Below are 14845 nucleotides of genomic sequence, written 5' to 3' on the forward strand. Positions count from 1 at the left end.
TATTCGACTAGGGCAAAATAATTGTCAACCATTCTGAAAAACTCCAAGAAAGGATGAACATTTATGAAAATATGGGTTTGCACGCTGCTTCTGATCTTTATACTTACAGGTTGCAACAGTTCCACACGTAGCGCTTCGCCGAATCAAGGTACACATGCGAAAGGTTACGGAGGAAATGTAACAACTCAGCAAGATCAAGGGAAAGGATCTCACATGCTCAATGCACAGGAAGATCGGATGAATCCTTCACGTTTGGACCGTCTCAATGAGAATACAGGTGAAGTCCATGATACCAACATTGCAGATGATGCAAAGAGTGGCCGGATGCCAAATGAAAAACGAATCAATCACCTTAAAGCCCTTGCCAAACAAGTAGAAGGTGTTGAAGATGCGAACTGCGTCATACTCGGTAATACAGCTGTAGTTGGCATCGATGTTGATGGTGAACTGGAACGTGCTCGGGTGGGTACCATTAAGTACGCTGTTGCCGAAGCACTTCGCAAAGACCCCGAAGGTATAGATTCCATCGTTACTGCTGATGCAGATGTCACTGAACGAATTAAAGAGATTGGTGAACATATTCGTCAAGGGCACCCAATTTCGGGTTTTGCTTCAGAACTCGCTGACATGGTGGGACGAATTATCCCTCAACTCCCGAAAGACGTCAAAGTCCGTCAAAATCCGGATGAACACATGAATCAAAAACAACAAATGCAGCAGCTGCATTCATCGGACAAAAGACAACAAAAAGCCCAGTGATCTCTCACTAGGCTTTTTTCATGGCAGCAAAAACCTGCTCATCTAATTTCTCAGCAGCACGCTGATCATATATTTTGACATATTGAGGCACAGAGGACAATTGAGCGCCGTAAAACAGAGCATTCCTCACCGCTTCAATTGTAATGTCGAAACAGCACATATTAAATGGAACGTCCAGTAGCGGATCTTGTCGTACCGCAGCACGTCCGTTCACTGCGTACACCGTCTCTTCTCCAAAGACAGTTACCGTAATGAGCGGATTAGTAATCATGTTATTCACTAAACGTGAACGATGATCGATCGCTACACGAAAAGTAGAAGCATTCTCCGCATAAATCCAGGAGATGGCTGTTGAAGTCGGACCTCCGGATTCTACATCCACTGTGCTCAGAAGCACAAAGGTCTCATTCTTGAATTGCTGTAAAAGAGATTCAGTTAATTGTGTGACGGCTTCGGACATTCAACCAGCCCCCTAACCTTCTTTATGCAATTCTTGTACTTGGTTTATGTTATTATAGCATACCGATTAACGTGCTTCCAATCCCAAAAGAATGAAGGTTATTCGCCTGAAGGTGAAGCCGTTACTTTACCTGAAAGTGTATCTTGTAAAGCCTGCTTGGCATTGGCGAGTTCCGTCTCATTAATGTACACATATGGACTTCTCCACTCTCCGGTAACCGGAGTATAATGCACATCCGAAGTGGAAATGTTCCAATACGTTGAGATAAAGTTTTTCATTTGTTCCGATTCCACATCTGTCGTCATATTCTTGTCAACTGCACCAATCACTTTGCTGATCTTTGTAATGCCCCCAAGAGATTTCATCTGATCCAGCATGGAGTTCAGCACTTGGTTTTGACGTTTGTTACGATCAAAGTCATTGGATTCATCAGTCTTTGGATTACAATTGGATTTGCGGTAACGAACAAAATCTAGTGCTGCTTTACCATCGAGATGTTGTGCGCCTGCGACCAGATTGATATCTGTACCATCGGCTGTATCTCTATAACACATATTTTTATCCACAGTCACATCCACGCCACCCACGGCATTGACAGCATCACGGAATGCCTGGAAATTCAGGACGGTTGTATAATTAATATCTACATCCAAATACTTGCCCATCATTTCTTTCATCTGATCCTCTGCATTTTTGCCAGTGGTTTTTTCCTGTGCTTTGAATCTTGGATAATAGGAATTCAGCTTGTTGGATTTGTACCCATCCAATTGAATACGCGTGTCTCGAGGCAAAGATACAATGGTTGCCGTCTTGGTCTTCGGATTCAACGAAGCCACCATAACAACATCCGAGAGATATGTGCCAGTTTCAGGACGGTTATCTGTGCCTAATAACAGCATCGTGATCGGTTTGGTTGTGGCTGACATCCCGGGAGGTACCGGTTTATCGATGCCTGTATCCACGACTTGATTGTATACCCAGTACGCATATCCACCGCCTACCACAATGGCAATAACCAATAGACTTAAAAGGATTCTGCCAAAAGCATTCATTCTCTTTTTCTTCTTAGGCTGCTTGCCCTTGCCATTCTTCGATCCAGAAGCACCCGATTGCGTTGGTGCCTGTCTCCGTGGAGGCAGTCCGTTCGAATTTGAGTTCATATCTTCAACACCTTTATCACATCTGTTTTTGTCTAAATAAAAGACAACCGCTTTCCCTAAGGAAAACGGATGGTCTGTACAAGACAGGATTTATGAGTTTCGAGCGGCAGCTTCCGCTTTTTTCTTTTGACGACCTTCAATAAAATAACGCACTCTCACTAATAACATCAAACCAACTGCCACCAGCAAACATTGAATGATGGGAAGCTTGTCGATTTGAAAAATAAGAAGCATGAATGTGCCCATCGCCATCAAAATATAGAGAACGATTTCCTTACCAAGTGGCAATTTCTGACGTACCCGAAACACCTTATTATATACGTAAGTAATCAATACAAAGATGACGATGTAGGCTACGATCGGGTGTGATGCGAACCATGCTTGCATGCACAGCCAGCTCCTTTCGTGTTCATGCTAGGATAAGTTAACTGGTTGATGGAATTCCCTTTAGCAACTTAGAGAGCCAGTACGTGCATCGTGACCGTTTCGGTCTCAGCTCGTTCTTCTGATCGCTGTTATCCCCAGATTTTTTTGATCATTTTTCAATGGTAAAATCCGGGGATAAAGGCGAGCGCTTCGCTTCTTCAGAATCGATTCTGATCCCTACACTACTTTAGCTGTACAACCCTCTCGTTACTTGCCGGGTCCATCAAATGCTAACTTATATAGTTTATTTTGTTGTTATTAGGCTTTAGAAGCCATTTTGCGTTGTTTTTCTGCACGCTCACGCTCGGATTTGTTCAGGATCTTTTTACGAAGACGAATAGATTTTGGTGTAATCTCACAATATTCATCTTCATTCAGATATTCAAGCGCCTGTTCCAATGAGAAGATAATCGGAGTTTTAATTTTAACCGTATCATCTTTACCGGAAGAACGAACGTTAGTCAGTTGTTTTTCTTTGCAGATGTTAACAACGATATCATTGTCACGTGTATGTTCACCAACAATCATACCTTCGTAGATTTCAGTACCCGGCTCCAAGAAGAGCGTACCGCGATCTTCAACGCCCATCATGCCATAGAACGTAGATGTACCCGTTTCAGTTGAGATCAACACGCCTTGGTGACGTCCACCCACTTGACCGGATACTACTGGAGCATAGCTGTCAAATGCATGGTTCATTACACCATAACCACGAGTCAATGTCAGGAAGTTGGTGCTATATCCGATCAAACCACGTGCTGGAATTAGGAACTCCAGACGAACTTGACCACTACCTGTGTTAACCATGTTAACCATCTCTGCTTTACGTGCGCCCAGGCTCTCCATTACGGAACCCATGCTCTCTTCAGGGATATCAATCAACAAGCGCTCAACAGGTTCCATTTTCTTACCGTCAACTTCTCTTACGATAACTTCTGGTTTGGATACTTGAAGCTCATATCCTTCACGACGCATATTTTCAATCAGGATACCCAAGTGAAGCTCACCACGTCCGGAAACGATAAATGCATCCGGGCTATCCGTTTCGTCAACACGAAGGGAAACGTCTGTTTCCAACTCTTTCAACAAACGCTCACGAAGTTTACGGGAAGTTACCCATTTACCTTCACGACCTGCGAATGGACTGTTGTTCACGAGGAACGTCATTTGCAGTGTTGGCTCATCAATTTTCAGAACTGGCAAAGCTTCCGGGTTGTTAGGGTCGGCAATGGTTTCACCAATGTTGATGTCCTTGATCCCTGCAATGGCAACGATGTCGCCTGCTCCTGCTTCTTCCGTCTCAATACGTTTGAGACCTTGGAAACCAAACAGTTTCTCGATACGTGCAGTTTTACTCTTACCATCACGCATAATAACCGTTACCGATTGTCCTTGACGGATCACACCGCGGTTAACACGACCAATGGCAATACGGCCAAGGTATTCATTGTAGTCCATCAAAGTAACGAGGAATTGAAGTGGTTCTTCAACATTTTCGGTAGGGTGTGGGATATGACTAACGATGGTATTGTAGATCGCCATCATGTTGTCATCTTGTTTGGCAGGATCATTATCCATGCTGGATGTTCCGTTCAATGCGGAAGCATATACAACAGGGAATTCGAGTTGTTGATCGTTGGCACCCAGTTCAATGAACAGGTCCAATACTTCATCAATAACCTCAGTCGGACGAGCCGCTGGACGGTCAATTTTGTTTACAACAACGATTGGTGTCAGGTTATGCTCAAGTGCTTTACGAAGTACAAACTTCGTTTGTGGCATACAGCCTTCATAAGCATCAACAACGAGCAATACACCGTCAACCATTTTCATGATACGTTCAACTTCACCACCGAAGTCGGCGTGTCCTGGTGTATCCACAATATTAATCAGGTAATCTTTATAAGTTATAGCCGTGTTTTTGGCCAAAATCGTAATACCGCGTTCACGCTCCAAATCGTTGGAGTCCATTACGCGCTCCTGTACCGTTTCGTGATCTCGGTAAGTACCGGATTGCTGGAGCAACTTGTCAACGAGTGTTGTTTTTCCGTGGTCGACGTGGGCAATAATCGCAATATTGCGAATGTGTTCTCTTGAATGCATGTTTTGTATCCATATCCTTTCCAATTTCAAATCATATCTACTTAAACTTCCCGCAATTTCGCAGGTTACTCACAAAATAAGCGTCGGTGATATCCCGACGCATGTCTATATCCCTTATATTATAGTTTATTATAGGTAAAAATCAAGATATTTCGCACGAAAAGACCACTGGGAATGTTACCAGCCTCTCCCTTGACGTCCTCGTCCAAGTAATAACCAGACTCCACCCAAGATCAAAAGGACAGCAAGTACATAGATTATTCCCGTTTGCAGCAAGGTAAATCCGAATAATATGATGGACACCGCACCAAGGATCAAAGCTGCAGGTAACACATATTCCGGTCTTCGTCGTTCAGCCATTCCATATTCGAGTAACCCTATGGCGATCCCTAGCAAGAATGCTGGCCAAAGCCTGCTCATAAGTCCAGCGCCCCATGTATTCGTTATACTGAATAAAACACCATACACCGTTAGTATGCCGGCAGGAACGAGTGACCACGATGGTGAAATACGCGCATAATATAACGCATGAAGGGCGATGCCTGGCAGCAGGATCAGCAAAGGCCAGAAATTACGACCAATAAATCCAAACACGCCAAACTTGCCAAGCAGAATAATAATTCCCGCAGCTGCAATAAATAGTCCAATCGCTTTTTCATTTCTCATCCTCATCTAAAATCACCTCTTATACTATGGCTATGTACTTTATTTCTTCATAAACGATACGCATTCCATGCTGACTCTTGATATTCAAACCTGTAATCATGCTTCTAGTGTATCCGATGTTTCGGCAAAAAACTATACTTTATGTCGCACTTTGCGTGCGCCCTTTACCTGTATTACCCTAAAATGTGCAACTTATGACTACCCCAATGGTTGTTGTATTGACAAGCGTATTCTCTCAACACAAAACCGCCTAAACCGGACGGTTCAGACGGTCATCTGTTTAAGCTTTTATCCAAAATTAAACTATGCGTTCTTACGCACAAATTTATGTGCGCCTCCAATCGCAACCACAAGACAAGCCATCGCTACGGGTAGCAGCGTATGCACCTCTGATGCCATACCTCCCAGCCATTCTCCTAACTTGGGGTCTTTCATTACCATCTCACCTGCTGTGAAGGCTAAGATGCCTGATCCAACGAATACAAGAATCGGAAATCGCTTCAACAAACCAACAATCAACCCGCTCCCCCATACGACGATGGGGATACTGATTGCAATCCCAATGACGATCAGAGCCAAATCTCCATCTGCCAAAGCCGCTATGGCCAAAACATTATCCAAACTCATTACAAAATCGGCAATCAGAATGGTTTGAATGGCTTTCCAGGTCGTAGAAGCTTCTCGAATATGTACTTCATCCTCATTTTGAAGCAGCAGCTTTATTGCAATCCAGAGTAGTAACAGCCCACCTGCCGCTTGGATAAAGGGAATTCCCAGCAATAATACCGCTACAAAGGTTAACACACAACGCAGCAGTACCGCACCAAAAGCTCCCCACCATACCGCTTTTTTGCGTTGTATTGGTGGCAGATCCTTGCTGGCAAGCGCAATAACAACCGCATTATCTCCACTTAATACCAGATTGATCATTAAAATTTCAGTTAACAGCCATAGTGTATCCATGTCCTCATCCCCCCACATTAACTTGTATGTCGGAGTTGTCCATGCTATTCTTAATGATTGAACCGTATATAAGGAGTGACATATATCATGGAGCTATTTAGTCCCACATTCTGGCTGGCTTTGCTGAACGTTGTCTTTATTGATCTAATTCTGGCTGGGGATAATGCCATCGTCATTGGTCTCGCAGCTCGAAATTTGCACCCTTCCGTGCAGAAAAAGGCGATTCTATATGGAACTGGCGGCGCACTTTTGATTCGAATTTTAGCAACAGTTGTTGTTTTATGGTTGCTTAAAGTTCCGTGGCTCTTGCTTGTGGGAGGCATACTTCTGATCTGGATTGCCTATAAATTATTGGCGGATCAGGGAGATGAACACAATGATGTCCAAGCGGGAACTTCCTTGTGGACCGCTATTCGTACCATTGTGATTGCGGATGCAGCCATGGGATTAGATAACGTGATTGCAGTTGCTGGAGCAGCACAACAGCATCTCGTGCTTGTCATCCTTGGACTCCTGATTAGTGTACCTATTATCGTCTGGGGCAGTACCCTGTTTATCAAGCTAATTAATCACTTTCCTTGGATCATCTATGTCGGAGCCATTGTTCTCGGGTATACGGCTTCCAATATGATCACTGAGGAACAGCGACTCTTGCCTTACTTTACGGAACATCCGGCATTGCGCATTCTCTTTATCGTTGTGGTTATTGCAGGCGTAGTCTTTGCAGGTTATCGCAAACGCTCCAGCAGTTCCAGCCACAAGGGATCTGGCGGGGAACAGCAGCGCTCCTATTCGTAGGCTAATTTAAACTAAAATTACATCTGGATACAGCAAAGGACTGAACGATATTTCATCGGACAGTCCTTTTTTGCAGTTAACATAGCCCTTATTATGTCAGCCATGCTAATTTTTATCGAGTTTAGAACCAGTCATCTTTCATGCCATTATCGTCTGTCTGATTCGTTACTACAGAAGTTTCACCGGCGTGCAGCGTGATCGTTTCAGTTTGTTCCACCGCTTGATCCACCCATTCTGACAGATGGCTCATTGTTGATTCTATTTTATCCACAATTCGAAGATTTGGATTGGTTGAAGGTGACTTTGGCACAAAGAGAGTACAGCAATCCTCATATGGCAAAATAGATATGTCATACGTTCCGATCTGTTTGGACAAGGTAATGATCTCCTGTTTATCCATCATAACCAGTGGTCGCAACAGTGGCAGATCCGTCGCACGACCAATGACATTCATACTCGGAAGAGTCTGACTCGCTACTTGGCCCAGGCTATCCCCGGTGATCAGTGCGAGTGCCCGCTCACGCTCGGCAAGTTTGGATGCAATTCGCAGCATTGAACGTCGCATCAGCGTAATAATCAGGTTATCCTGACCCAGTTGGGTAAATGCCGTTTGGATCTCCGTAAATGGAACCAGATGCAGCTTGGTTGTTCCTGCATGATCAGCAAGGGCACGTGCCAAATCAATGACTTTCTCTTTGGCACGCTCGCTTGTAAACGGGTAACTGTAAAAATGTACACATTCCACTTCAAGTCCACGGCGCATGGAAGACCAGGCTGCCACCGGACTGTCTATTCCACCTGATAACAGTACCATTGCTTTGCCATTCGTACCCAATGGAAAGCCACCTACTGCCGGAATGGTTTCGTTGAAAATATAGGTACCCTGATCCCGAATTTCCACTCGCAGTTCAATATCAGGTTGACGAACATCAACACTTAATTGCTGAAACTTCCGAAGGATCGGGGAACCGACCAAATGGTTCATTTCATGGGAAGAGTTCGGGAACTCTTTCCAAACCCGCCTTACATTCACCTTGAATGTGGTGCCTTCTTTGAATTCGTCCTCCCTTTCGTCCATAAACGCAACTGCTGTTTTCACAATCTCATCAAGCTCGGATGGAGTAACTTTAACCGGACTAATCGACATCACACCGAATACCCGCTTCAGCACCTTAATCAGTTCAGTATGTGATTCACCGCCAAGATCCACATAGACACGGCCATATTCTTTGCGAAGGCTCGCTCCTGGATAAGGTTTAAGCAAAGCTTTCACCTGTGTAATGATCGTTTTCTCAAATCGGGCACGATTTTTCCCTTTTAACATAAACTCTCCGAAACGGAGAAGCAGCATATCATATTTCATATCTATTACATCCGCCTTTCGAGGGGCCGCAACTGCGCCACCATCTGATGTAAAGCCTGTTCAAGCAAGGCTACATCTTCTTCTGTATGTTCATCTCCAAGACTAATACGCAATCCGCCACCAGCACAAGCTGCATCTCTGCCCATCGCAAGTAATGCCCGACTCGGTTCAGCCGAGCGCGAAGAACAGGCAGATTGGGTCGATATGGTTACGCCAAGTTGCTCCAAGGTGTGCAACGCCACTTCTGCCTTCATCCCGGGATAGGAGAAGTGTACAATATGAGGTGCACCCTCTGGGCTACTGTTCAATTCAAATTCAGGAATAACACGTATTGTTTCCATCAATCGATCACGGAGCACCGTTGTACGCCGGGCAAAATCAACCTGATCTTCTGCTGCCATTCGCATGGCCTTTGCCATGCCTACCAGCAAGGCCACGTTTTCTGTGCCTGCTCTTAGGCCCTGCTCCTGTGATCCTCCTGACAATAGTGGCGTAAGTTCCACTCCACTTCGCACATACAGGAGACCTGCTCCCTTCGGTCCACGAATCTTGTGAGCAGACAGACTGTACAGATCTGCACCCCAAGCGGCAGGTGTCGCCTCCATTTTCCCAAAACCCTGAACACCATCTACATGGAAAAGCACCCGTGGTGCTTTCTTTTTGAGCTGTTTGCCGATTTCTGCAATCGGATGGATGGATCCTGTTTCATTGTTTACATGCATCAGACTTACAAGCACCGTGTCGGGCCTGATCGCGTCTACGACCTGCTGAGCGTTCACTACTCCATCGGAATTCACAGGAACTAATGTCACATTCCATCCCCACTGCTGCAATTGCATAACACTTTCATACACCGAGGCATGCTCGGTAGCTGTTGTGATGATATGTCTGCCTCGTGACTGATAACGTAATGCCGCACCTTTTATCGCAAGATTATTACTCTCGGTCGCACCGGAAGTAAATACAATCTCTTCAGGCTTAACGCCGATTGCCGCAGCACATCCAGATCGAGCACGACGCAGCAACTGATCGGCACGCTCTCCATACCCATGTATGGAGGATGGATTACCGAATTGTGTCTCCATAATTTCGACCATCGTACGAATCACATCAGGATGGGGAGGTGTGGTTGCAGCATAATCAAAATATTTCAAATGAGGTTAGACCTCCCTTATCTCTTCGTTCTTGAACCTACAGTGAGCATTGTAACACGATACCCATACAACACAAAAAGACCAACCGGGAACAGGCGTTTCAAGCGCTTCTGCTCCCACATTTGATCTCATCCTGCCTATCATGTGTTTTCACAAATGTCTATCTGTGAGTTTAGATCACATATTTCGACTGTGCCTTCTCCACCTTGGAGATATAATTCTGTGTTTCTGAAGGCAGACGGTTAAGTACACTCATCAGTTCGCTATCACTCGACACGCCCAGACGTGAAACACGGCCCGGTCCTGCATTATACGCGGCAAGTGCCATCTTCACTTCTCCACCGAAACGCTGGAGCTGAAGGGAAAGATACTTCGTACCCGCATCAATGTTCTGGGCAGGATCAAATGAATTACTCACACCCAGCCCTGCAGCCGTGCCATCCATTAATTGCATGAGCCCTTTGGCACCGGCAGAGGACACCACATTTGGGTTAAAATTGGACTCTGTGTCAATGACGGCCTTGATCAATGATTCAGGAACACCGTATTTGGCACTTGCCTCGGCAATCAAAGATTCATAATCCGTAGGTACAGATGCACCGGAATCCACGATTCCTGTATTGGATGAAGATAATAAAGACTCAACGATGTTATTGGAGACAGAGGACGATCTTGCCGTATTTATATCCGGATTGTACGTGCTTCCGAGTTGCAGCCACAACAGACCATCACTGGATCTTTTGGAGACCGTCGCGGTGGAATCTGTATTGCTCGTCGTATTGGCACCCGTACCTAACAGCCCGTCCATCACATTGGCGAAATCCACTGTTGAACCAGCATCCGATTGTGATCCACTGGTTTGGTTATTCACATTGGACAATTGCAGTTCCAACAACTGCCGCGATCCGTTTGGATCAATCTGCATGAGTTATACCCACTCCCGTATAATTAAGCGTATTATGACCTTATTCTACATCGTTTTACAGCAAGGTTCCATTGTTTTCAAAAAAATATATGAATCTCTCCACTTAACCTGCGCATATACGAAAAAAACCTTCTGTAGTTCACCACATTTGGGTGAGAACAGAAGGCTTTTGAATGAATCATTTTACACGTTAACGAGCGAATGGAATCATGAAGAAATAACTCAGCGTAGCTACAACACCCAGTCCAATGGACCAGGCTCCCGCTGTCTTACGACCATTCACATAGGCATAGTAACCCAGTACGGCTGCGGCCGGTCCAAGTACGATTGACCACATGAACAAAGACGCGATCCCGAAGGCAAGTCCCATGTAACCCGCAACCTTGCCTGTTGATTCCATGACCCGGTCTGCCTCATGCTTCTCAGGTACAGGCTCTGCCCGTTCGGTACCTCCAGTTCTTACGACAGTCGGAGGAGCGACCTCTGCCCCGTATTCTTCCCGATGTGCTTTTCTGGGATAATCGACGCGCATACGCTGTTTTTCACCGTCAACATTGATTTTAGGGCGATCCTGCAAATTAAACTTATTATCGTCATTTTTCATTGGGAAGCACCTCCGTTATGAATAGGGATGACTGCTCACTTCGGTTTGAACGTGTGACAGCATGTTGCAGAGGATGTACGTGCATGATCATGGTGATCGGAGTCAAATGTCTCACCGGCAAACTCCTCATGCAGACGACGGGTGGCATGTTGGTCGATGTCAATCATGATGGCATCAGCGTGGCAGAAGTTGTTCTCTCCCCAAAAGTTGCAGTTGGAGACGCTGCATTTGACAATTGGTTTGTCTTGGCTCATTTTTTATCACCTCGACTACTATTGTCTCCCCGCCACAAACCTGATATTCCCCGTCAAAATGCCAGATGATGACATGATCACACCTCGTCTGATTCTCACTAAAACACAAAAAAACCGCCACAAGGGCGGTTTCGTCCAATTTCATATTCAGGTTTAAACGTTAATTAGGCGTGATTCCGTTGATTTTGCATACGGCGCTGAGTCAGGTAATCACTTTCATAATATGCCAGATCATCGCGCAATTCTTCGTACGTTTTGGAAACCTCAAGAATGACATCCCGTACTGAGCGGATTGGCTTGTCACGGAAACGAATGGCATCTTGTCCTGTATAAGCGTATCTTCCGTCTTCGGAATAACATTCATTTTTGGGATAGAAAAAGCTGTTTACGCATTGGTGATACGTATTATAAAGAGCCTTTTCGGCAAAATCGACATCAAAGTTGGCACGACGCAGCACAACGCCAAGTTTTTCGTAAGAAACTTCAGAAAAAACGAGCAAATGACGGAGATCTGAAAGAAATCCTTTGTAGAAGGCTGTTGATTCTTCCGTCTGATTCTGATCCAGTTCAGGCAAAGCATTCTCATTCAAAAAATTTTCAATCCGATCGATAGCCGGTTTTAACTTTTCCCTAGTTGACTCACATGTTTTCTGTACATTGGCTGCTGACATAAAGGTAGCTCCCCCTTAAATAAGTCCTTACATATAGGTCGGCCAACGGTGGTTTTCCCCTGACCTTTGAATTCTCAGCTATAATCCTACCATAAAAAGATGACGAGCGGTATCCCTTAATCATGCTTTCCGCTTCTGCCGTTAAACATGCCTATTATACGCAGTTAGACTCGAACCCGCTTGCATAAAAATATCCGCTTTTTCTAACGATAGATATAACCAGTGACAACGACGAAGCACTGTTAATGATTGTCCAAAATGAACGAAGGAGGTTCCATCCACCATGTCCAGACCGAAATGGATTAACTGGGCCCTTGCAGCTGGTGCAGGAGCACTCGCTCTGACACTCCTGCTTCCAACATCCAATCGTCCCGAACCTAAGCCAGGTGCCCTGTCTGACTCTGCTCATGAGGAGCACACGAGTAAACAGCGTCTGAAAGTCCAGGATGTCAAAGCAACCGATCTTCTGACCCGTATGGATGCCAAGCAACATCTCAGTATCATGCTGGAGAAAACCGCCACAATGAATGCTGCGCAGGTTAGCCGATATGTGAATGATCTCCAGAGTTCACATGAACATATCAGATCCATTCATCTGATGAATACCAATGGCTCTTTTAACAAGCCCTTTGATCACGCCTCCACACAAGGAAGCAAGTTGGAACAACAGAAGCTTCAACATTCGCTCAACCTTGCCAAAAAAGCGGTAAACAAACGTCAAAGTTTTGAATCCTCTTCTTTTCCTTTGGGAAAAGAAAAATACTTTGTTATGGGGCAACCCTCCAAAGATGGAAAAAGAGCTGTAATTGCCTTGTTCAGTCAGAACGTATTAAATGCTGTTGAACAACATCAGCGCAAAAATCTGCGTATGATCCCTTATCCGCGTGAGGGTAAGTTCAAAATTGAGTCTGTTCACCCGGATACGCTTAACGAAATTACAGTGAAAACTGGACATGATAATGCCAATGCCAGTCATTTTTATGAAAATGAAATCGTCATCCGTTTTCGCCAAGATCCCGGTGAACGGGATATGCGTATTATTAAATCCGATCTGAGAGCGCAATCTGCGCGCAAGCTGGGATACACGTATGTTTTTCGGTCAGAACACATGAGTTACAAACAATTGCATAGTTATTTCGATAGCAAATGGAATCCACTCTATATGGAGCCCCACTATATGTATTTAACCAATGATACTGTAACTGAACAAACAGATGTAACGATACCCAATGACATTTTGTTCTCCGATTATCAGTGGAACCTGCCTGCGATTGAGACAAACAGAGGTTGGAATATTACCAAGGGAAACAAAGATGTCATCGTAGCAGTAGTTGATACGGGGGTTGATATGAATCACCCTGACCTGAAGGGCAAGCTCCTTGAGGGTTATAATGTGGTCGAGCCCGGAAGCCAACCTATGGATGATGTGGGACATGGGACACACGTTGCAGGCATTATCGGCGCTATTGTCAACAATAACGAAGGCGTAGCAGGCATGAGCTGGTATAACAAGGTACTACCCGTTAAAGTACTCGACAACTCAGGTTCTGGTACCACGTATGCCGTTGCCGAAGGCATCATCTGGGCAGCCGATCATGGAGCCAAAGTTATCAACATGAGTCTAGGCAATTATGCTGATGCGCAATTTCTTCATGATGCCATTAAATACGCTTTTGACCGGGATATCGTCCTGATTGCAGCCACGGGGAACGATAATACAGAGCGTCCAGGATACCCTGCTGCTTATCCGGAAGTATTTGCCGTATCTGCTACGGACCCGGATATGAGCAAAGCTTCCTATTCCAACTACGGAGACTATGTGGATGTGATGGCTCCGGGGTCCAGTATCGCCAGTACCTATCCAAACAATCAGTATGCGGCCTTGTCTGGAACGTCCATGGCCAGCCCTCATGTAGCGGCACTTGCAGGTTTGATTCGTTCGTTGAACCCGGACTTGACCAACACGGAAGTGATGGATTTGATGCGCCAAAGTGTTATTGACCTCGGTGATCCGGGTCACGACAAGTATTTCGGCTATGGTCAAATCGATGTCTATAAGGCACTGCAAGCCGCATCAGGCAACAGCGCTCCTTTGCAGTTCTGGCCGCAACATGTCAGACAACAAATGGATAATACGATGAAAAAGTATACGCAGTAAGCGTAATGAGGATAATCTGTAAAAAATACAAAAGCAGCTGCGCCCCGGGGCGTACGCTGCTCTTTTTGGTTTATATCCAATTCCCCGGGGCACCCGCTGCGATTAGCGTTTGCGAGAAGTTGTGCGGGCTTTGCTTGATTTTTTCACGGATTTTTTCTTCGGATTATGGCTGGATACATAACAAGGGTCTTCTTCTTTGACAACAACAGGATACATGTGGTGATGAATCGGAACACAGTGATGTTTTTTGATCACTTCAATCGGGTGGATTACAGGCACGATTTGTGGGATGTAATAATCCTCAACAACCTGGATCGGGTCACAGACAATCGGGCAAAGCGGTGGACAGTAATGGTTCATTTCAAAACCAACTCCCTTTCT

Annotated in this window: 16 protein-coding genes; 3 read left to right on the plus strand and 13 right to left on the minus strand. The window is 45.2% G+C overall.

Going from position 1 to position 14845, the window contains the following annotated elements:
- Window positions 1-63: 63 nt before the first annotated feature.
- Window positions 64-759 carry a YhcN/YlaJ family sporulation lipoprotein gene (locus MHI52_RS21530; protein WP_127545293.1) on the plus strand — a complete coding sequence of 232 codons (696 nt, stop codon included), beginning with the start codon at window positions 64-66 and terminating at the stop codon, window positions 757-759.
- 7 nt (window positions 760-766) lie between these two features.
- On the opposite strand, the gene MHI52_RS21535 is transcribed toward MHI52_RS21530, so the two are convergent.
- The 6 genes from MHI52_RS21535 to MHI52_RS21560 all read right to left on the minus strand — a co-directional run bounded on the left by MHI52_RS21535 (window position 767) and on the right by MHI52_RS21560 (window position 6537).
- Entirely contained in the window at window positions 767-1219 is a 453-nt protein-coding gene (locus MHI52_RS21535; protein ID WP_017687276.1) for a pyridoxamine 5'-phosphate oxidase family protein, read from the minus strand.
- Between the two features lie 98 nt (window positions 1220-1317).
- A complete protein-coding gene (locus MHI52_RS21540) occupies window positions 1318-2379 on the minus strand; it encodes an LCP family protein (RefSeq protein WP_074095864.1) in 1062 nt (353 codons plus the stop codon).
- Window positions 2380-2469: 90 nt separating this feature from the next.
- Window positions 2470-2766, minus strand: a complete 297-nt coding sequence (locus tag MHI52_RS21545; RefSeq protein ID WP_036614990.1) for a YlaH-like family protein — start codon at window positions 2764-2766, stop codon at window positions 2470-2472.
- Window positions 2767-3063: 297 nt separating this feature from the next.
- Window positions 3064-4908, minus strand: a complete 1845-nt coding sequence (typA, locus tag MHI52_RS21550) for a translational GTPase TypA (protein WP_036614992.1) — start codon at window positions 4906-4908, stop codon at window positions 3064-3066.
- 177 nt (window positions 4909-5085) lie between these two features.
- On the minus strand, window positions 5086-5580 hold the full coding sequence (locus MHI52_RS21555; protein WP_036614997.1) for a hypothetical protein: 495 nt from the start codon (window positions 5578-5580) through the stop codon (window positions 5086-5088).
- A gap of 297 nt (window positions 5581-5877) precedes the next feature.
- Window positions 5878-6537 carry a TerC family protein gene (locus MHI52_RS21560; protein ID WP_036615000.1) on the minus strand — a complete coding sequence of 220 codons (660 nt, stop codon included), beginning with the start codon at window positions 6535-6537 and terminating at the stop codon, window positions 5878-5880.
- Window positions 6538-6624: 87 nt separating this feature from the next.
- On the opposite strand from MHI52_RS21560, the gene MHI52_RS21565 reads away from it, so the two are divergent.
- Complete coding sequence (locus MHI52_RS21565) at window positions 6625-7335, plus strand: TerC family protein (protein WP_047843768.1); 711 nt, start codon at window positions 6625-6627, stop codon at window positions 7333-7335.
- 121 nt (window positions 7336-7456) lie between these two features.
- Here the strand turns inward: MHI52_RS21565 and thiI are convergent, their stop codons facing one another.
- From thiI to MHI52_RS21595, 6 genes are all read right to left on the minus strand, one after another.
- Entirely contained in the window at window positions 7457-8698 is a 1242-nt protein-coding gene (gene thiI, locus MHI52_RS21570) for a tRNA uracil 4-sulfurtransferase ThiI (RefSeq protein ID WP_340984627.1), read from the minus strand.
- A gap of 5 nt (window positions 8699-8703) precedes the next feature.
- A complete protein-coding gene (locus MHI52_RS21575; RefSeq protein ID WP_405157605.1) occupies window positions 8704-9852 on the minus strand; it encodes a cysteine desulfurase family protein in 1149 nt (382 codons plus the stop codon).
- Between the two features lie 172 nt (window positions 9853-10024).
- Window positions 10025-10777: a lytic transglycosylase domain-containing protein gene (locus MHI52_RS21580; RefSeq protein ID WP_340984625.1), complete on the minus strand. Its 753-nt coding sequence runs from the start codon at window positions 10775-10777 to the stop codon at window positions 10025-10027.
- Window positions 10778-10967: 190 nt separating this feature from the next.
- Window positions 10968-11381 carry a hypothetical protein gene (locus MHI52_RS21585; protein WP_036674813.1) on the minus strand — a complete coding sequence of 138 codons (414 nt, stop codon included), beginning with the start codon at window positions 11379-11381 and terminating at the stop codon, window positions 10968-10970.
- Between the two features lie 35 nt (window positions 11382-11416).
- Complete coding sequence (locus MHI52_RS21590; protein ID WP_074095869.1) at window positions 11417-11635, minus strand: DUF1540 domain-containing protein; 219 nt, start codon at window positions 11633-11635, stop codon at window positions 11417-11419.
- A gap of 164 nt (window positions 11636-11799) precedes the next feature.
- Window positions 11800-12306: a YpuI family protein gene (locus MHI52_RS21595; RefSeq protein ID WP_340984624.1), complete on the minus strand. Its 507-nt coding sequence runs from the start codon at window positions 12304-12306 to the stop codon at window positions 11800-11802.
- Between the two features lie 283 nt (window positions 12307-12589).
- On the opposite strand from MHI52_RS21595, the gene MHI52_RS21600 reads away from it, so the two are divergent.
- On the plus strand, window positions 12590-14464 hold the full coding sequence (locus MHI52_RS21600; RefSeq protein WP_405157606.1) for a S8 family peptidase: 1875 nt from the start codon (window positions 12590-12592) through the stop codon (window positions 14462-14464).
- A gap of 102 nt (window positions 14465-14566) precedes the next feature.
- Here MHI52_RS21600 and MHI52_RS21605 read toward each other — a convergent pair whose 3' ends face one another.
- On the minus strand, window positions 14567-14824 hold the full coding sequence (locus tag MHI52_RS21605; RefSeq protein WP_036615016.1) for a hypothetical protein: 258 nt from the start codon (window positions 14822-14824) through the stop codon (window positions 14567-14569).
- Window positions 14825-14845 lie beyond the last annotated feature (21 nt).

Origin of the sequence: Paenibacillus sp. FSL H8-0283, from assembly GCF_045040675.1 — a bacterium.
Taxonomy (GTDB): Bacteria; Bacillota; Bacilli; order Paenibacillales; family Paenibacillaceae; genus Paenibacillus; species Paenibacillus amylolyticus.